Origin of the sequence: Clostridium sp. HMP27 (assembly GCF_000765165.1) — a bacterium.
Lineage (GTDB): Bacteria > Bacillota > Clostridia > Clostridiales > Clostridiaceae > Clostridium_AK.
Genome location: NZ_JMFY01000022.1, coordinates 163079 through 181710 on the forward strand (window position 1 = coordinate 163079; position 18632 = coordinate 181710).

At 33.4% G+C, this 18632-nt stretch carries 18 protein-coding genes; 17 read left to right on the forward strand and 1 reads right to left on the reverse strand.

The window, feature by feature from the left end; genetic code table 11:
- The first annotated feature begins 96 nt into the window (after positions 1 to 96).
- From larA to DP68_RS19645, 11 genes are all read left to right on the forward strand, one after another.
- Positions 97 to 1371: a nickel-dependent lactate racemase gene (gene larA / locus DP68_RS12515; protein ID WP_035309982.1), complete on the forward strand. Its 1275-nt coding sequence runs from the start codon at positions 97 to 99 to the stop codon at positions 1369 to 1371.
- Positions 1372 to 1482: 111 nt separating this feature from the next.
- On the forward strand, positions 1483 to 2268 hold the full coding sequence (locus DP68_RS12520) for an electron transfer flavoprotein subunit beta/FixA family protein (protein ID WP_035309984.1): 786 nt from the start codon (positions 1483 to 1485) through the stop codon (positions 2266 to 2268).
- Between the two features lie 92 nt (positions 2269 to 2360).
- Entirely contained in the window at positions 2361 to 3299 is a 939-nt protein-coding gene (locus DP68_RS12525; protein ID WP_035309985.1) for an electron transfer flavoprotein subunit alpha/FixB family protein, read from the forward strand.
- Between the two features lie 158 nt (positions 3300 to 3457).
- On the forward strand, positions 3458 to 5014 hold the full coding sequence (locus DP68_RS12530; RefSeq protein ID WP_035309988.1) for an L-lactate permease: 1557 nt from the start codon (positions 3458 to 3460) through the stop codon (positions 5012 to 5014).
- Positions 5015 to 5057: 43 nt separating this feature from the next.
- On the forward strand, positions 5058 to 6491 hold the full coding sequence (locus DP68_RS12535; RefSeq protein ID WP_035309989.1) for an FAD-binding oxidoreductase: 1434 nt from the start codon (positions 5058 to 5060) through the stop codon (positions 6489 to 6491).
- 54 nt (positions 6492 to 6545) lie between these two features.
- Entirely contained in the window at positions 6546 to 7688 is a 1143-nt protein-coding gene (locus tag DP68_RS12540) for an acyl-CoA dehydrogenase (RefSeq protein ID WP_035309991.1), read from the forward strand.
- Between the two features lie 293 nt (positions 7689 to 7981).
- Entirely contained in the window at positions 7982 to 8617 is a 636-nt protein-coding gene (locus DP68_RS12545) for a DUF3793 family protein (protein ID WP_291549019.1), read from the forward strand.
- A gap of 112 nt (positions 8618 to 8729) precedes the next feature.
- Positions 8730 to 9026, forward strand: coding sequence for a DUF2325 domain-containing protein (locus DP68_RS12550; RefSeq protein ID WP_035309992.1), 297 nt, complete (start codon positions 8730 to 8732; stop codon positions 9024 to 9026).
- Positions 9027 to 9124: 98 nt separating this feature from the next.
- On the forward strand, positions 9125 to 9409 hold the full coding sequence (locus DP68_RS12555) for a FeoA family protein (protein WP_363330958.1): 285 nt from the start codon (positions 9125 to 9127) through the stop codon (positions 9407 to 9409).
- Between the two features lie 141 nt (positions 9410 to 9550).
- On the forward strand, positions 9551 to 11551 hold the full coding sequence (locus DP68_RS12560; RefSeq protein ID WP_035310053.1) for a ferrous iron transporter B: 2001 nt from the start codon (positions 9551 to 9553) through the stop codon (positions 11549 to 11551).
- A 55-nt stretch (positions 11552 to 11606) separates the two neighbouring features.
- Positions 11607 to 11759: a FeoB-associated Cys-rich membrane protein gene (locus tag DP68_RS19645; protein WP_291549023.1), complete on the forward strand. Its 153-nt coding sequence runs from the start codon at positions 11607 to 11609 to the stop codon at positions 11757 to 11759.
- Positions 11760 to 11888: 129 nt separating this feature from the next.
- On the opposite strand, the gene DP68_RS12565 is transcribed toward DP68_RS19645, so the two are convergent.
- Complete coding sequence (locus DP68_RS12565; RefSeq protein WP_035309993.1) at positions 11889 to 12776, reverse strand: LysR family transcriptional regulator; 888 nt, start codon at positions 12774 to 12776, stop codon at positions 11889 to 11891.
- A gap of 248 nt (positions 12777 to 13024) precedes the next feature.
- Between DP68_RS12565 and DP68_RS12570 the strand changes: the two genes are divergently transcribed.
- The 6 genes from DP68_RS12570 (at position 13025) to DP68_RS12595 (ending at position 18583) form a co-directional block, all read left to right on the forward strand.
- Positions 13025 to 13984, forward strand: a complete 960-nt coding sequence (locus DP68_RS12570) for a threonine/serine dehydratase (protein ID WP_035309995.1) — start codon at positions 13025 to 13027, stop codon at positions 13982 to 13984.
- 78 nt (positions 13985 to 14062) lie between these two features.
- Positions 14063 to 14818, forward strand: a complete 756-nt coding sequence (locus DP68_RS12575) for an aspartate dehydrogenase domain-containing protein (RefSeq protein ID WP_052085788.1) — start codon at positions 14063 to 14065, stop codon at positions 14816 to 14818.
- 328 nt (positions 14819 to 15146) lie between these two features.
- Positions 15147 to 15548, forward strand: a complete 402-nt coding sequence (locus DP68_RS12580; RefSeq protein ID WP_035309997.1) for a MerR family transcriptional regulator — start codon at positions 15147 to 15149, stop codon at positions 15546 to 15548.
- Positions 15549 to 15619: 71 nt separating this feature from the next.
- The gene (locus tag DP68_RS12585; RefSeq protein ID WP_035309999.1) at positions 15620 to 16642 is read left to right on the forward strand and encodes a DUF362 domain-containing protein; all 1023 of its coding nucleotides are present in this window, start codon (positions 15620 to 15622) and stop codon (positions 16640 to 16642) included.
- A 135-nt stretch (positions 16643 to 16777) separates the two neighbouring features.
- On the forward strand, positions 16778 to 17050 hold the full coding sequence (locus tag DP68_RS12590; protein WP_035310001.1) for an NAD(P)H-dependent oxidoreductase subunit E: 273 nt from the start codon (positions 16778 to 16780) through the stop codon (positions 17048 to 17050).
- A 27-nt stretch (positions 17051 to 17077) separates the two neighbouring features.
- A complete protein-coding gene (locus DP68_RS12595) occupies positions 17078 to 18583 on the forward strand; it encodes a 4Fe-4S dicluster domain-containing protein (RefSeq protein WP_035310003.1) in 1506 nt (501 codons plus the stop codon).
- The last annotated feature ends 49 nt before the right edge of the window (positions 18584 to 18632 follow it).

Genomic DNA, 18632 nt, shown 5'->3' on the forward strand with positions numbered 1-18632 from the left:
ATTGGTATTACCAAAGATAAAAGAATATTGGTTCTTATTCTAGCTTGGAGATTCGACGGATTTCTTAAAAAATTATATGTTATGGAGGAAATTTAAATGGGGAAAATTAAAATACCATATCATAAACAAATGCTTGAAATTGAAATAGAAGATAAAAATTTACTTGGAATATTAGAGTCAAAAGCAGAAAATTATAAAACAAAAGAAACTCAAGAAGAACTTGTCGAAATGGCTTTAGACAACCCTATAGGGAGTGAACGATTAGAAGATTTAGTTAAAGATAAAAAGAATATGATTATTATAAGCAGTGATCATACTAGACCAGTGCCAAGCAAAGTTACAATGCCAATATTACTTAGAAGAATAAGAAAAGCAAATCCTGATATAGATATAACTATACTTATTGCCACAGGATTTCACAGAGCAACTACTCATGAAGAACTTGTAAACAAGTTTGGAGAAGAAATAGTTAAAAATGAAAATATCATAGTTCACGATGCTTTCAATGATAGTGATATGGTTAAGCTTGGAATTCTCCCATCAGGTGGAGAACTTATAATAAACAAGCTAGCTTGCGAAACAGAATTATTAATTGCAGAAGGATTTATAGAAGCTCACTTCTTTGCTGGCTTCTCTGGTGGAAGAAAGAGTATACTTCCAGGTATTGCATCGGCAACAACAGTTATGGCCAATCACTGCAGCGAGTTCATAGGAAGTTCTAATGCAAGAACTGGAATACTTGAAGGTAATCCTATACACAAAGATATGCTTTATGCATCTGAAAAAGCAAATCTTGCTTTTATATTAAATGTTGTTATAGATAGTGAAAAAAAAGTACTAAAAGCATTTGCAGGGCATAGGGAAAAAGCTCATGAAAAAGGCTGTGAATTTGTAACAGAACTTTCAAAGGTTGATAAGATTCCAGCAGATATAGCAATTTCAACAAATGGTGGATATCCACTTGACCAAAATATTTATCAGTCAGTTAAAGGAATGACAGCAGCAGAGGCAACTTGTAAGGAAGGCGGAGTTATCATAATGGTTTCAGCTTGCAATGATGGACATGGTGGACAATCCTTTTATGATAATTTAGCACAGGCTAAATCTCCAAGAGAACTTTTAGATAGAGTAGCAAAGGTTCCAAGAAACGAAACTGTTCCAGATCAGTGGGAATTCCAAATACTTGCTAGAATGTTAGATAAATATACAGTAATAATGGTTACTGATATGTGTGACTCAGAAATGATAAAAAGTATGCACATGCAGCATGCATTTACATTCGAAGAAGCACTTAAGAAAGCTTATGACATTAAAGGAAAGAATGCTAAAGTAGTGGTAATTCCTGATGGAGTATCGGTTATAGTTAGATAATTATAGTTAACAGTAGACAATAATTTTTAAAAACTTATTCCATAAAAATTATTAATTCAAATAGTAATATCAAAAATTTTAAAAATCAAGAATGTAAAGGAGAGGTAAAATATGAATATTCTGATATGTGTAAAGCAAGTTCCGGATGATTCTGTTGAAATCCATTTGGATAATAAGACAGAAAAACCAAATTTAAATGGAGTTAGTTTGGTAGCAAATGCATTTGATACCTATGCATTAGAGTTAGCAGTTCGTTTTATGGAAGCTCATGGAGGAAATGTTAGTGTATTAACTGTTGGAGCAGAGGATTCTCTAAATACATTAAAAAATTGTCTTTCTGTAGGAGCTAAAGAAGCATTCTTTGTAAAAGATGATTTATATAAAGACTTAGATGCCCTTGGAACAGCTGAAGTTCTAGCGGATGCTATTCATAAAATTGAAAAAGATAAAGATAAAGAGTTTGATTTAATTCTTTGTGGAAAGGAATCTACAGATGAAATTACCGGTCAGGTAGGGCCAATGCTTGCTGAGAAATTGGGAACAGGCTTTGTCAGCAGTGCAATTGAAGTTAATTTAAAAGATAATGGCGTGGAAGTTCATCAAGAAACTGATGAAGGATATAATGTAGTTTCTGTACAATCTCCTGCTGTAGTAACAGTAAGTAAACCAGATTATGATCCGCGTTATCCTACTATTAAAACTAAGATGGCAAGCCGTAAGGCAGTAATTCCAACTTATTCAGCATCAGAAATTGGAGAGGTAAAACAAGGAAAAGTACGCTTAATTGAATATGCTGCACCTCCTAAAAAAGAGGCTGGTATCAAGATTCAAGAGAAAGATGTTACTTTGGCAGTAAGTGCTGCTATGGAGCAAATGAAAAAAGATAAGGCAATTTAAGCAGAGAGCTCAAATCTTGGATTTGGTGCGAATCGCTTACTCCTCTGATAAGAGGAAGAGGAGTTTCATTATTAAAGGAGGGAAACGAAATTATGAAAACGTTATTGTATATTGAAACAGATGGAGAAAAAGTATTAGGCGGAAGTCTTGAATTGATTAGTGCAGTACAAGCATTAGATTCAGAAGGAGTAGCTCTTGTAGTAGGTAATAGAACTGCAGCAGATACAGTAGCTGAACTCGGAATTCCAGTTATTTTTGCAGATAATGCTACAGACTATGACAGTTTAACAGAAGTATTATCACAAGTTGTTAAGGAAGAAAATCCAGATACTGTTTTACTTGCAAATACAGCACTATCTAAAGATATTGCACCACGTATTGCAGGACGTATGTCCTTAGGATGTGTAAGTGACGTAATAGGAATGAATAAAACTGATGATAAGGTTATATATACTAGACCAGCTTATGGTGGTACAGTTTTAGAACATATTGAAGTAGAAGGTACAGCTGTAGTGACAGTTAGAAATGGAAGTTTTTCAAAGCCAGAAGCTAGTTCAAATGCAGGTGTTACAGAGAAAAAAATAGAAATTCCAGAGAGTAGCATTAAGGCGAAAATTATAGACACAGTAAAAGAAATTTCTGAATCTGTTAATTTAGAGGAAGCACAAGTTATTGTTTCTGGTGGACGTGGAATGGGAAATGCAGAAAACTTCAAACTTGTTAAAGAATTAGCATCTATACTTGATGGTGTAGTAGGTGCAACAAGACCAGTAATTGAAGAAGGATGGGTTTCTCGTGCACACCAAGTTGGACAATCAGGAAAGATTGTAGCACCAAAACTTTATATTGCATGTGGTATTTCTGGAGCAACACAACATACATCTGGAATGACAGGCTCTAATTATATTATAGCAATTAATAAAGATGAAGAGGCTCCAATTTTTGAAATAGCTGATGTAGCTATTGTTGGAAATGTAAATGAAGTTCTTCCGGTTATGATTGAAGAAATGAAGAAAGTAAAAGAAAAATAAATCAATGGAAGCGGCATAGGACAAAAGAGCACTGAAAACAACATATGTAAAAAGTGACATTTAAGTGACAACCCAAAAATTATATAGACAGAATATGGTGCTAGAGTCAATTGATAAAAAGGCATTACTATATAAAAATTGAATGAGGGGATAAAAAAATGTTGTTTTTAAATTTTTTAATAGCCATAATACCAATTGTTTGGCTGATAGTTGCATTAAGTAAATTGAAAATGCCAGGTTATAAAGCTTGTCTTATTACACTTGCCATTACAGTAGTTTTAGCTGTTGGCTTTTGGAAATTCAATGCAGTTTATGCTGCATCAGCTATATTGGAGGGAACACTAAACGCCTTGTGGCCAATTTGTTTAGTTATTGTTGCAGCTTTGTTTGCGTATAATTTGACTTTACGTACAGGTGCAATGGAATCTATAAAACAAATGTTGGCTGGAGTTTCTACTGACAAAAGGGTTTTAGTATTAATTATTGGATGGGGATTTGGAAATTTCATGGAAGGAATGGCTGGGTTTGGTACAGCCGTTGCTATTCCAGCATCAATGCTTGCTGGTATTGGATTAAATCCAATTTCAGCAGTTCTAGCATGTTTGGTTGCTAATAGTACACCAACTGCATTTGGATCAGTAGGAATACCTTTGGTAACGCTTTCAGCAATAACCGGAATTGAATCCGGTACATTAGCAGCAAATACAGCAATAATTCAAGCAGTTCTCTGTTTTATCAGCCCATTTATTATGGTATACATTGTAGGTGGTGGAATAAAAGCATTAAAGGAAGCATTTCTTATTACATTAATTTCTGCAATATCATTTGTACTACCTTGGTACATTACAGCAACAGTAGTTGGAGCAGAACTTCCAAATATAGTAGGTTCTATTTGTTGTATGGTATGTACAGTTATTGCAGCAAAAGTCCTTAATAAAAATACTCAAGTTGAAGCAGAGTGTTGTGCTGCGGCAATTGAAGTTAAGGGTAAAAAGGAAGAAACAGCTTTATCACTTGGCAAGGGGTTACAGGCATGGTGTTCGTTTATTCTAATATTCATAATGCTACTTGCTACATCAACTCTATGTCCACCAATTAATCATTTTATTGCAAAATACAAAACTGTTATGGTTGTATATGCTGGACAGGGTGGAAATAAATTAAGCTTTAGTTGGATCAATACACCAGGTGTTATTATTTTTGTTGCTGCAATTATTGGAGGCTTTGTTCAAGGTGCAAAAATATCAACCATGTTAGAAGTATTGAGGGATACATTAAAGGGAAACTGGAAAACAATAGTTACAATTTGTGCGGTTATGTCAGTAGCAAAGATAATGGGCTATAGCGGAATGATTTCAGATATGGCAAGTTTTCTAGTTGTAGCTACTGGAGGAGCATATCCATTGATTTCTCCATTAATTGGATCAATTGGAGGATTTGTTACAGGCTCAGGTACATCAACAAGTGTTTTATTTGGAGGCTTACAAGTAGAAACAGCAAAAAATCTTGGACTTCCTGCGGCATGGATGGCATCAGCCAATGCTCTTGGAGGGGGTATTGGAAAGATGATTTGTCCTCAAAGTATTGCAATTGGTGCAAGTGCAATTAATAAGTCAGGTTCAGAAAGTAAAATACTCGGAAGTATGTTTAAATACTATATATTTTACGTAGTTGTTGGTGGCATCATATGTTTTTTAGGAACATTATTTTTATAAGAATATTATAGGGTAAGAATAAAATTGGAAAGGAATGATTATTATGGTTAAGTATAACGAGTTGACAGAAGAAATAATCTCAAAATTACAGGAGGCAGCTCCAGGACATATTTTAACAGGTGATGATATCAATGAAGATTATTCTCATGATGAAATGCCTATTTACGGAAAAATGGCTCCACAAGTTGTATTAATGGCCAACTCTACAGAGGAAGTTGCTGCAGTAGTAAAAATATGTAATGAAAATAAGATACCAGTAACTCCAAGAGGGGCAGGAACAGGACTTGCAGGAGGAGCAGTTCCACTACTCGGAGGAGTTTTAATTGATCTTACAAAGATGAATAAAATAATCTCTTATGATTTGGAAAATTTTGTAGTTCATGTTCAATCTGGTGTTTTGTTGAACGATCTTGCAGAGGATTGTTTAAAACAAGGATTATTATACGCTCCAGATCCAGGTGAAAAGTTTGCATGCCTCGGTGGAAATGTTTCAACAAATGCTGGAGGAATGAGGGCCGTTAAATATGGGGCAACACGTGATTATGTACGTGCAATGACAGTTGTTCTCCCAACAGGAGAAATTACTAAGTTTGGAGCTACAGTATCAAAAACAAGTTCAGGTTATAGCCTTTTAAATTTAATGATTGGTTCTGAAGGTACTCTTGGAATTATTACAGAACTTACTTTGAAGGTTATGCCAGCACCAAAGGTAGTTGCTAGTTTAATTATTCCTTTTGAAAATTTACATGATTGTGTTTCTACTGTTCCTAAATTTAAAATGGAACAAATGAATCCACAAGCAATTGAATTTATGGAAAGAGAGATTGTTCTTTCTAGCGAAAGATATGTTGGAAAGAGTGTATTTCCACAAGTAATTGATGGAGTAACTGCAAATGCTTATTTACTTGTTACTTTAGACGCAGACAACGAAGATGAATTAAATAACCTTATTGAGCAAGCTAGTGAAATAGTATTGGAAGCAGGAGCAATAGATGTTCTTGTAGCTGATACACCTGCAAAGATAAAAGATGCATGGGCAGCTCGTTCTAGCTTCTTAGAAGCAATTATGGCAGAAACAAAATTATTAGATGAATGTGATGTTGTAGTTCCAGTAAATAAAATTGCTTCTTATGTTGAATTTGTAAATAAAACTGGTGACGAATGTGGACTTACTATTAAGAGTTTTGGACATGCAGGAGATGGAAACCTTCACATATATCAATGCAGTAATGATTTAGAAGAAGAGGAGTTTAAGTCAAGAGTTCATAAATTCTTCAAGATTATTTACGAAGAGGCAACAAAATATGGTGGCCTTGTTTCAGGTGAACATGGAATTGGCAGTGGAAAGATGAGCTATTTAGCAGATAGTATTGGAGAAGTAAATATGGAATTAATGAAAGGTATTAAAAAAGTGTTTGACCCGAACTGTATTATGAATCCAGGTAAAGTATGCTGTCCATTGGATGCTAACAATTAATAAAATACAATTGAAATTTATATACACATATAAAAAGAAAGGTAGGAAATTAATATGAATTTTAAACTAGATGAAAATCATGAACAATTACAAGAAATGTATCGCGAATTTGCTGAAAATGAGGTAAAACCACTTGCAAAGGAAATTGATGAAAACATGCGTTTTCCAGAAGAAACTATACCCAAAATGGCTGAGATGGGCTTGCTTGGAATTCCATTTCCTGAAGAATACGGCGGAGCTGGAATGGATACATTAAGTTATATACAATGTGTGGAAGAATTATCTAAATGTTGTGCAACAACTGGGGTTATTGTTTCAGCACATACAAGTCTTTGTGCAACACCAATTTACACATATGGTACAGAAGAGCAAAAGGAGAAATATTTAAAGCCACTTGCTTCTGGTGAAAAATTAGGTGCATTTGGATTAACAGAACCTTCTGCTGGAACTGATGCTTCTATGCAAAAGACAACAGCAGTACTAGAAGGAGACCACTATGTATTAAATGGCAGCAAGATCTTTATTACTAATGCAGGATATGCAGACACATATATTATTTTGGCTATGACAGATAAGAGTAAGGGAACAAAGGGTATTTCAGCATTTATCGTTGAAAAAGACTATCCAGGCTTTTCTGTTGGAAGTCACGAAATAAAGATGGGAATCAGAGGATCTTCAACATGTGAATTATTCTTTGATAACTGCAGAGTTCCAAAGGAAAATCTTTTAGGAGAAGAAGGAAAAGGATTTAAGATTGCTATGGCAACTCTTGATGGAGGCCGTATTGGTATTGCTGCGCAAGCTCTTGGTATTGCAGAAGGCGCAATAGAAGAAACTATAAAATATGTTAATGAACGTGTTCAATTTGGACGTTCTATTGGAAAATTCCAAAATACACAATTTGAACTTGCTCAAATGCGTGCTAATACAGAAGCTGCAAAACTTTTAGTATATCAAGCTGCATGTGCAAAGGATGATCATGAAAATTATACACATTTAGCTGCTATGGCAAAATTAGTTGCTTCTAGAAACGCCAGCGATGTAACAAGACGTTGTTTACAATTATTTGGTGGATATGGATTCTCAAGTGATTATCCAATTGAAAGAATGATGCGTGATGCAAAAATAACAGAAATTTATGAAGGAACATCAGAAGTTCAAATGATGGTTATTTCAGGATGGATGGGCGTTAAATAATTAAAAGGAGGAGTGCTTCAAATCTTCCGCAAAGATGCCTAGTATCACTTAAAAATATAAGATTATGAAAATATGTCTATAAGTAAAATAAAAGGTTCATGGCAATATATGCATACTATGTTGCCATGAATCTTTCTTTTTTGAATAATCTTATTAAATTTCTTAATTTATAAAAAAATGGATAAAAACACTTGTAAATTTAAAAAAAAGGACTATAATAAAATATAGATGAAAATGATAATCGTTATCAAATAACGTGTATATAATAAGGATCTTTACAAGGAGACATTAATATGGAGAAAATTATAAGTAGGAATGAATTAAATAGTTATATAAACATTGTAAATAAATACAGTAATATAGAGTACTTGTTATCAAAAATACTCTTTAGTGCTGCTCCAACCCTAGCAGGAGAAAAAGTATCATCTTTGATTACTTTTAGTAATGATAATCGTAATATATATAACCTTTGGCAGAAAAATAAGGAACAAATAAAAGATATGCTAAATGTTAAGTTTTTTGAATTGAAAAAAAGTGAGAATCACATTGTTGTGCTATTTTACAATGAAGAGAAATTAGAAAGTGCTATAAGAGAAAAAAGAAATATTGAGTTTTTAAATAGATTTGGATATAGCAAAGAAATGAGCTTGAAGGAATGTTTAGTTATTTTAAGCAAGCGATTTGAACATATATGTCCACATGAAATAGGAATTTTTTTAGGATATCCTGTAGATGATGTAATTGTTTTTACTGATTGTCCAAATATAAAGTGTAAAATGATAGGGTATTGGAAAGTCTATCATGATATAGAGATAGCAAAGAAGATTTTTACAAGATATGATGAAATAAAATACAATATTATTAAAATGATTATAAATGGAGTTAAGCCAAGGAAAGTATTAGATAATATTAGTATTACGATTAACTAAAGGTATAAAGATAGGTTTGCATATTTATTGATAATGACAATCAATATCTGCTGATGTGTAAGTTATATTTCATAATAAGTTATATATTAATTAAAGAGGAGACAGGGATTGTATGAGTATTTTGGTTATAGGAGGAGACAAATTAGGCAGCATTACGCATAAGTTATCTGAAAATGGATTTTCAGATATACAACATATAAGTGGAAGAAAATATGGAGATAGAAAATTAAAAATAAGCTGTAAGACAGACTTAGTATTGGTTTTGATTGATTTTGTAGACCATGCAATGATGAATATTATAAAAAAAGAGTCTAAGAAATATGGAATAAAAATAACATTTTCAAAACGTTCATGGATTCATATGGAAAGTAATATCAAAAATAGCATTAAGGAGATATCATTGAGTTGACAGCAGGGGAAGCAGATGAAAATGCATATAGAATGGAGAATATCTACATAAAAACAATATAAATATTGATAGGTAATACAAACTTTGGAGGTGTATGTATGGAGAGTATTATAGGTAATAAATCTATGTCTAGAACTTTAAACAAAACAGAAGGATTGGGTGGTCTAGTGATGAATCTGGCACAGGGAAGGATTAATACAGAATATACTATAAAGGATATTGATACTAATGATGAAGAAATTAAAGATTTCTTATTTACATTAGGCTGTTACGAAGGAGAATCAATAACTCTTATATCTATACTTGCAGACAATTATGTTATTACAGTAAAGGATGCAAGATATAGTATTGATAAAGATTTGGCTGAAGCTATTATTATATAGCTTTTTATTTGGCCGAAAGTTAACCTTGGTTAACTTTACATATGATTAAATTTATTGTAGGAGTTTTTTGCTCGCAAAAAGTTAGCTGAGGCTAACAAATATAAAATGAGGAGGTAAATATACATGAATATGGAGGGAAACATGAAAGTAGCACTAACGGGAAATCCTAATAGTGGAAAAACAACACTATTTAATGCGATAACAGGAAAAATTGAACATGTAGGTAACTGGGCAGGTGTAACGGTTGAGAAAAAAGAAGGGGATATTAAGAAAAATCTTAATAAGACAAATGTCCGAATTACAGCTGTAGATCTTCCAGGGGCATATTCAATGTCTCCGTTCACATCTGAGGAAAGTATTACAAGTAGTTTTGTTAGAAATGAAAATCCAGATGTTATTATTAATATCGTTGATGCAACTAACTTAAGTAGAAGCTTATTTTTCACAACTCAACTTCTTGAATTAGGGATACCAGTTGTTGTTGCCTTAAATAAAAGTGATTTGAATAAGAAGAAAAAGACAACTATAGATGTGGATAGGTTATCTAAAGCATTGGGTTGTCCTGTTGTTGAAACGGTATCAACAAAAGGAAGTAACAATGGCTTAGAAAAGCTTATATCTACAGTAGTAGGGGTAAAGGGTAAGGTTCAAACTGCACCATTTGATGGTAAAGGTATAAATATGGCGGATAGAAGCTCAGTTGAAGCCTCTGATAAAAAACGATATGAGTTTGTCAAAGGAATTGTTTCAAAGGTGGAGGCTAAGCAAATAAGTAGTAATAGTCAAACCAAACAGGATGCTGCTGATAGAATTTTGGCTCATAAATGGTTGGGAATTCCTATTTTTGCAGTGATTATGTGGGCGGTTTTTTCAATATCACAAACCCATGTAGGACCATTTTTAGCAGATGCTTTAGTTGGCTGGATTGATTTATTCTATGTATGGGCAGAAGGGGCACTTGGCGAAGGTGTATCACCTGTACTTTCTTCAATTTTATTAGATGGCATTATTGGTGGAGTTGGAGCCGTTGTTGGTTTCTTACCTCTTATCATGGTATTATTTTTCTTATTAGCATTACTTGAAGATTGTGGTTATATGGCTCGTGTTGCTGTTGTTATGGATCGTTTCTTCAAGAAAGTGGGTTTATCAGGGAAGTCAATTATACCTATGATTATTAGTACGGGGTGCGGTATTCCAGGTGTTATGGCAACAAGAACAATTAAAAATCAAAGACAAAGAAGAACAACTGCAATGTTAACAACATTTATGCCATGTGGAGCTAAGCTGCCTGTTATCGCATTATTTGCCGGTGTGTTCTTTAATGATGCGGCATGGGTAGGAACGACTATGTATTTCACAGGTATTGCAATTATCATTATGGGAGCCCTAATAGTAGTAAGAATAACCGGTGAGAAACATGCAAGATCATTCTTTATTATGGAATTGCCGGAATATAAATTTCCAAGTATCAAAAGAGCCGCTTTAGAGATGATTTCAAGAGGTAAAGCTTATATTGTTAAGGCTAGTACGATCATACTTCTTTCTAATGTAGTAGTACAAATCATGCAAACCTTCGACTGGCAATTCCAAGTTGTTGCTGAAGGTGCAGAAAGTACAAGTATTTTAGCAAGTATCGCATCACCATTTGCTGTATTATTGATACCTTTAGGTTTTGGTGCTTGGCAATTGGCAGCTGCGGCAATCAGTGGCTTTATCGCTAAGGAGAATGTGGTTGGTACATTAGCAGTTGTATACGGAATAACAAACTTTATTGATGGTGAAGAATTTGCTCTAATAGGTGATGGAGCAAGTGTTGCAAGTGTTATGGGACTAAGTTCTGTAGTAGCGTTAGCCTATTTAATGTTTAACTTGTTTACACCACCATGCTTTGCTGCTATTGGCGCCATGAATTCTGAGTTGGAGAGTAAAAAGTGGCTATGGGGTGCTATTGGATTCCAATTTGGTATGGGTTACGTTGTGGCATTTATTATTTATCAAGTTGGTACGGTGATCACAACAGGTTCAGTGGGTACAGGATTTATACCAGGCTTAATTGTTGTAACCGGATTAATTAGTTGTGTTGTATATCTTGTGAGAAAAGGCGATAAAAGAGCTGAAGAAAAGCTAGCTTTAAGTGCTTAGGATGCGTAACAATTGATACTTGTTACGTGTAAAGAAAGGAATACAGGAGGGAATTATGGCAAATATAATTGTAATTCTAGTTATATTAGCAATAGCATGTGCTTCAATCTCAAAGATTGTTAGTGAAAAGAAAAAAGGAGTCAAATGTATTGGTTGTCCGCATAGTGGAACAAGTAAAAGTACTTGTGGTTGTAACACTCACAAGTAGCATAACAATTAAATACAATAAATGAAAAATCCGAGGTTGCTCGGATTTTTTACGCACATAGGTATTTGGATTGAAAATATGCTTAATCCCATCCATCTAACTTCAAAAGGTCCACCAGGATTTACATCTCTATTTATTTTTTGTTCGTTCTTTTATATAAACTTGTAAACTCCTGTTAAATTTTTGTATTGTTAAAGCTCTATCAGAACGTGGCTTTTTATGTATTATAGAATAACAACAACGCTCTGGAGGTGGATCTGATAAGCGTGATAAATAACAATCGTCTGGAAGTAATGAGCATGCCACAGATTCGGGAAGAATTGTCCAGTCTTCCTCTTCGTTCAGAAATTCTACTGTAAGCTGTGCTAAATTCACTCGTAACTTTGCAAATCCAGGTTTCCACCAATAATCATGCCAATGATTATAATCTTGGCCGAAAAATTGAAATATTTCATTATTTGATTTTAATTCAGAAGGATGTACTATTTCAGAAAAAGAATTCTTATTTCCCTTTCTCATTACAACAAAATTTTCTTTAAATATTAAATTAGAATTTAATTCTGGATAAGGTGCTTCTCCGTTAGTTAATCCTATATCTACTTCTCTATTAGCTACCATCTCATAAGTAGGGATGGAATCAAGCAAAATGATTTCTAACTTCAAATTAGGATTTTTTCGTGATAATTGCCTAAAAAAATCTCTTAACATATAGGAAGCTAAACTATCAGGAACAGCTATAGATAAATGCTCAATTAAATTATTTTCTTCTAGTGAATTTACTTCTATAGAAAGAGCTAATATTTGTTCAGCTATTGTTAAAAAACGTTCACCAGATGGTGTCAATTGAACTGTGTCATGTCCTTTCCCTCGGAAAAGTAATTTGACGTTTAATTCTTTTTCTAACATAGAAAGTCTTCTACTAACTGTAGATTGGGTTAAAAACAAAGCACGTGCTGCTGTACTAATATTACGGTAATTGTTTATTTCCAAAAAAATTTTAATATCTTTAATATCCATAGTAACAACCTCGTTTTTATTATAATTAATTTAAATATGATTGTTATAATATGCATTTATTACATATTATAATGCGAAAATCATCATTTTACAAATATTTATTGTGATGATAGTATTTAATTATAGTTTGCACGATGTGTACCTGACCTAAGACTCCCATCCTTTCAAGGTTGGAGTAATGGCGGCTACGACACTGGATAACGATATCTAAGTTATATAAAATATTTTAATTTTAGGAGGTTAAAATCGTGGTTACAATAGAATCGATTTATGAGGCTCAAAAACGTATTGCTCCCTATATCAATAAGACTCCTCTCCTTCGTTTAAATAATCTAGATGAATATTTAGGTTGTCAAGTATATGCCAAAATGGAATCTTTTCAAAAGACCAATTCTTTTAAGGTCAGAGGTGCTCTTAATGCTTCAATAACCTTGCCAGAGAAAGCATTGAAAAAAGGAATTATAACAGCTTCATCAGGAAATCATGGGAAAGCTATAGCGTATGCGGCTAAACAACTAGGTACTAAGGCTTATGTTGTAGTTCCAGAAACTGCACCGAAAATCAAAGTTGAAGGAATCCAATCATATGGAGCGGAAGTTATTTTTAGTGTTCCTGCAGAAAGATTTAATGTAGCTAAAAAATTAAGTGAAGAAAATAATTTGAGTTTTATTTCACCATTTGATGATAATGAAGTCATCGCAGGACAAGGTACTGCAGGTTTAGAAATACTGGAACAACTGCCAGATGTAGATTATATAATTTCCCCAATTGGTGGAGGTGGATTAATTGGTGGATTATCTACAGCAGTTAAAGAAACTAATCCACAAGTAAAAATCATTGGAGCTGAACCTACATTAGTTGCCCGCTATACTAATAGTTTTGTAGCAGGTCATCCGGTTGCCTTGTCTTCAGAATCAAAGTCAGTAGCTGATGGATTACAAACATTAAAACCTGGCGAACTTAATTATCCTGTTGTAGAAAAATATGTTGATAAAATTGTCACAGTAGATGAAGAAAATATTCTTAAAGCAACTAAGTTATTTTTAACTAAGGGAAAATTATTAGCTGAGATTTCTTCATGTATCACCTTAGGTGCTATCTTACAAGGAGCAGTTAAATTTAATGCAAATGACAAAGTAGTTTTGTTTATTTCAGGTGGTAACATTGGAATGGATCAGTTTGGTAAATTTGAAGGTATGAGTATATAAGAGCAGTAGCAAGTTCTTAAAATAATTGTATACAGTTATTTAGATGAAATAAAAAGATAAAAGGGAGATGGATGAGCTATGAAAAAAATAGGATTTATTGGTTACGGAACTATTGGTAAGCAAATAGTAAAACAAGTGCATCAGGAAGAAAATTACAGCATAGAATTTGTTGTTATAGGTGATGATAAAGAAAAAGATGAACAAGAATTACCTTATGTGAAAGAAATTACTTCAGATTTATTTGAAAAAGTAGATTTGGTAGTAGAAGTTGCTCATGCAGATATTATTGAAAAATATGGAGAGAAAATTTTAAGAAGTGCTGATTTACTTGCATTTTCAACTACAGCATTTTCAAACGAAGAATTATATAAAAGGATTTTAGAAAGTTCTAAAAAATACGGAACAAAAGTTTATATCCCTCATGGTGCAATCTTGGGATTAGATGGATTGTTTGATGGAAGAATGGTTATAGATAGTGTTACTATTACTACTACTAAAAGTCCTAAAAGCCTTGGAAGACAGGATACAGAAAGAACTGTTGTTTATGAAGGTTCCACAAAAGAAATATGTAAATTGTATCCGCGAAATGTTAACGTACATGCTGCAATTGCTATGGCAGGACTTGGGTTTGATAAGACAAAATCAGTTTTGATTTCAGATCCATCAGTATCCACTAATGCTCATGTTATTTTGATTAAAGGACAAGGAATTGAATTTGAATTAAAAATAACAAGTATATCTCTAGGTGGTGTAACTGGCGCATATACTCCTATTTCAGCTTTTGGTAGTTTACAAAGAGCTGCAAGTAATCAGAAAGATTTTATATTCGTATAGATAGTATAGAGAAATTTATCATTTTTTAAATTTCCTAATAGGTAGAAGTAGGATGTTTACCAATCTATAATTGGTTAAGTATTGAGCTGGATGTAAAAATATAATATTAAGACAAAAGGCACTCCGTAAATTCTTAATTTTGGATTTACAGAGTGTCTTTGCTATAATATGAGAAGATTAGAAGGCTCTTTTTATTTTAATAGTCTTCAATTAATTTTTAATTTTTTTAAAGAAACTGTTGACATAAAGTTAACTTTACCACTTATCATATGGTTATAGGTGAAATTAATTATGATTAGCAATTACTCAGTGGAGAAGGGGGTGCTCTATGAGCTATACCATTAGACAAGTAGCAGAGAAAATGGGGGTTGCAGTTTCCACCCTGCGTTACTACGATAAAGAAGGACTTTTGCCGTTTGTGGATAAAAAGCCAGATGGAACCAGAGTTTTCAAAGATGAAGATTTTCAAGGCTTAGGTATTATAGCCTGTATGAAGAATTCTGGAATGCCAATAAGAGATATAAAAAGGTACATGGATTTGTGTATAGAGGGGGATAATACTCTTAAGGATCGGTTGGAGATTTTTCTTGAAAGAAAGGAATATGTTCAAAAGCAGATGGAAGAATTAAAAAAGGTAATGGAAACTATTGAACATAAAATATGGTATTATGAAACAGCAATTGAGGCTGGCACAGAGACAGTCCATAAACAAAACAAAGAGTATGAGTAAGACAACAAAGTTAGAAAAAATGCTTTTAGTGCAAGAAACAAAATAAATTAGTCGAAATGGAAGGTGCTAACTTGAGTAAAGTATATTTTATTAAAAATTCGGAATCAGATTATGCGAGGCTTGGAAAAGATGCCTTGGAGCTATTAAAAAAAGTGGTATCAGAAACTGGACACCAGTTTGAAAAAGAAGTGCCTATAAAGGTTCATTTTGGTGAAAAGGGAAACAAAACCTTTATTCCTGCAAAATGCTATGAGGAAACCATAAGTTATTTGAAAGAAAACGGAGTATCACCGTCTTATATTGAAACTAATGTATTGTATAGAGGATCAAGGACTACTACAAAGCTACACATTGAAACAGCAAAAGCTCATGGGTTCACACAGATTCCAATCGTAATAGCAGATGGAGATATTGGAACAGAATATGATGAAATAGAAATAAATAAAGAGTATATTAAAAAATGTAAAATAGGTAAGGGTTATGGGAAATTCAAACAATTTATTATTATGAGTCATTTCAAGGGTCATGTAGAAGCTGGATTTGGTGGTGCTCTAAAGCAGCTTGCTATGGGTTTTGCTGCTAGAGGTGGAAAATTGGAGCAGCATTCTGGCATATCCCCTGTGGTAACTGCTGAAAAATGTATTTCCTGTGGTATTTGTGTTAAAAAGTGCAACTTTGAGGCCATTCAAACTCCAGACACTGCGGTAATTGATAGTAGTAAATGCATTGGCTGTGCAGGGTGTATTGCTGTTTGTCCTCAAGGTGCAATTGAAAACACCTGGGGAGGCTCTCATTTTTTTGAGAAACTTTCAGAGTATGCCTACGGAGCGTCAAAAGATAAAGACAACATATACATCACCTTTGTACATAATATTACCAAGGAGTGTGACTGTGCAGGTACACATATGAAACCAATTGCAGATAATATCGGTATTCTTGCTGGAAAAGATCCTGTTGCTTTGGATACAGCATGCCTTGACTTAGTTCAGGAAAACAGCAGGAAAAAACTTTTTGAAAAGGGTAGGACATCTCTTAGTCATGCAGAAAAAATTGGATTAGGAACAATGAAGTATGAGCTAATTGAAATTAAGTAGAGTACAATTACTATTTATTAAACAAACTTTTTAAATTAAATATTGTTTTTTTATTCCCTTGGTAGAAAGTAGTAGAGAAATATGCTTTAATATTAAATATAAATGATAAAACAGGAATGAATTTGGAGGGGTATTATGAATGTAAAAGTTTGTGTAGGTTCAAACTGTACGCTGCTTGGAGCGATGGGTATTTTAGACCAAATTGAAGACTTAAAGGACATTATTAATGAAGACTTAGATAACTATAATGTTGAAGAATTGGAAGTTGAAGTAGTCAAGTGTTTAGGGTTTTGCAAAGGAACTAATAAAAAAATATCACCCGTAGTAGTTATAGATGACGAGACAATATTTAATGCTACTAGCCAGATTGTAATGGAGAAAATTATAAACAAAGTAAGAAAGAAGTAAAAGAAAACTACGGAGGAAAAGTTTGTCATGAAAGAAAGCTATGTTAATCTAATTAATATTAGAAGAAAGGTATTTTCTACTATTGCCAAAATGGCATACGATGCTTCTGATCTAAGCGAATTAGAGAAAGCATCTTTTGAAATTTTACCTAATGAGGTAGGTATATATAGAGATAGTATATTTAGAGAAAGAGCAATAGTAGACGAGCGACTAAGACTAACAATGGGTTTAGATGCAAGAAAACCAACTGAATATCACCGTGTTACTGATGGGATTTCCGAAGTAGATGTGGATAAAACTCAATTTATTGAGCCTTTGGTAAATGTTATTACCCATGCATGTGAAGCATGTCCGACTAAAGCCTTTTATGTAACAGACAATTGTCGAAAGTGCTTGGCTCATCCATGTACTAATGTATGTCCAACAAATGCAGTTTCTATAGGAAAGAATAGAGCAATTATTGATCAGGAAAAATGCATTAAATGTGGTAGATGTAAGGAAACCTGCCCATATAGTGCAATTGTAAAATATGAAAGGCCTTGTGCCGCTGCATGTGGTGTTAATGCAATAGATAGTGATTATTTAGGAAGAGCTCAGATAGACAGAGACCGATGCGTATCCTGTGGAAGATGCATTACTCATTGTCCTTATGGAGCCATTGCAGATAAGTCTCAAATATATCAGCTAATCAAATCACTAAAGACCAATACTCATATGTATGCCATAATAGCTCCCTCATTTTTGGGACAGTTTGGACCATTAGCTTCTCCGGTTCAAATATTTGAGGGTATAAAACAGCTTGGCTTTAGAGATGTGGTAGAGGTAAGCTTGGGCGCTGATATTACAACTCTTCACGAAGCAAAAGAATTTCTTGAAAGAGTACCTAATGATATTCCTTATATGGGAACAAGCTGTTGTAATTCTTGGACTTTAATGGTTAAAAAGCTATTTCCAGATCAATACGAATATATATCGGACTCTGCTTCTCCGATGGTTGAGACTGCAAAGCATATTAAGAAAATTGACCCAGATGCAAATATAACATTTATAGGGCCATGTATTTCCAAGAAATTAGAAGCATTAAGAGAAGATGTTAAGGACTATGTACACTTTGTAATAACCTTTGAGGAACTTATGGGTATGTTTGTTGCCAAGGAAATAGAATTATCAGAAATAGAAGTATCTAAAGAAATACAGGATGCTTCAACATTAGGTCGAGGATATGCTATAGCAGGGGGAGTAGCTGAAGCAGTAAAAAAGACTGCTTTGATTATTGACCCGTCAAGGGAAATTAACATAGAAGGTGTATCAACTTTACATGAATGTGTAAAGCTTATGAAGGTAGCAAAGTCTGGAAAAAAGAATGGATATTTGCTTGAAGGTATGGCATGTCCCGGTGGCTGTATTGCTGGACCGGGAACAATAGCATCGATGAATAGAGTTAAAAAGGCAGTAGTAAATTTTAAAAATGAGTCTGAATATAAAACTCCATTTGATAATGATATTATTGATAAAAAGTTAAGAAATAAATAAAAAATTATAGTTTAAGAACTTGCCTATAAATAAAATATAAGGTTCATAT

Coding starts and splice junctions, on each gene's coding strand:
- larA (WP_035309982.1), top strand. CDS start 97: ATGGGGAAAATTAAAATACCATATCATAAACAAATGCTTGAAATTGAA.
- DP68_RS12520 (WP_035309984.1), top strand. CDS start 1,483: ATGAATATTCTGATATGTGTAAAGCAAGTTCCGGATGATTCTGTTGAA.
- DP68_RS12525 (WP_035309985.1), top strand. CDS start 2,361: ATGAAAACGTTATTGTATATTGAAACAGATGGAGAAAAAGTATTAGGC.
- DP68_RS12530 (WP_035309988.1), top strand. CDS start 3,458: ATGTTGTTTTTAAATTTTTTAATAGCCATAATACCAATTGTTTGGCTG.
- DP68_RS12535 (WP_035309989.1), top strand. CDS start 5,058: ATGGTTAAGTATAACGAGTTGACAGAAGAAATAATCTCAAAATTACAG.
- DP68_RS12540 (WP_035309991.1), top strand. CDS start 6,546: ATGAATTTTAAACTAGATGAAAATCATGAACAATTACAAGAAATGTAT.
- DP68_RS12545 (WP_291549019.1), top strand. CDS start 7,982: ATGGAGAAAATTATAAGTAGGAATGAATTAAATAGTTATATAAACATT.
- DP68_RS12550 (WP_035309992.1), top strand. CDS start 8,730: ATGAGTATTTTGGTTATAGGAGGAGACAAATTAGGCAGCATTACGCAT.
- DP68_RS12555 (WP_363330958.1), top strand. CDS start 9,125: ATGGAGAGTATTATAGGTAATAAATCTATGTCTAGAACTTTAAACAAA.
- DP68_RS12560 (WP_035310053.1), top strand. CDS start 9,551: ATGAAAGTAGCACTAACGGGAAATCCTAATAGTGGAAAAACAACACTA.
- DP68_RS19645 (WP_291549023.1), top strand. CDS start 11,607: ATGGCAAATATAATTGTAATTCTAGTTATATTAGCAATAGCATGTGCT.
- DP68_RS12565 (WP_035309993.1), bottom strand. CDS start 12,776: ATGGATATTAAAGATATTAAAATTTTTTTGGAAATAAACAATTACCGT.
- DP68_RS12575 (WP_052085788.1), top strand. CDS start 14,063: ATGAAAAAAATAGGATTTATTGGTTACGGAACTATTGGTAAGCAAATA.
- DP68_RS12580 (WP_035309997.1), top strand. CDS start 15,147: ATGAGCTATACCATTAGACAAGTAGCAGAGAAAATGGGGGTTGCAGTT.
- DP68_RS12590 (WP_035310001.1), top strand. CDS start 16,778: ATGAATGTAAAAGTTTGTGTAGGTTCAAACTGTACGCTGCTTGGAGCG.
- DP68_RS12595 (WP_035310003.1), top strand. CDS start 17,078: ATGAAAGAAAGCTATGTTAATCTAATTAATATTAGAAGAAAGGTATTT.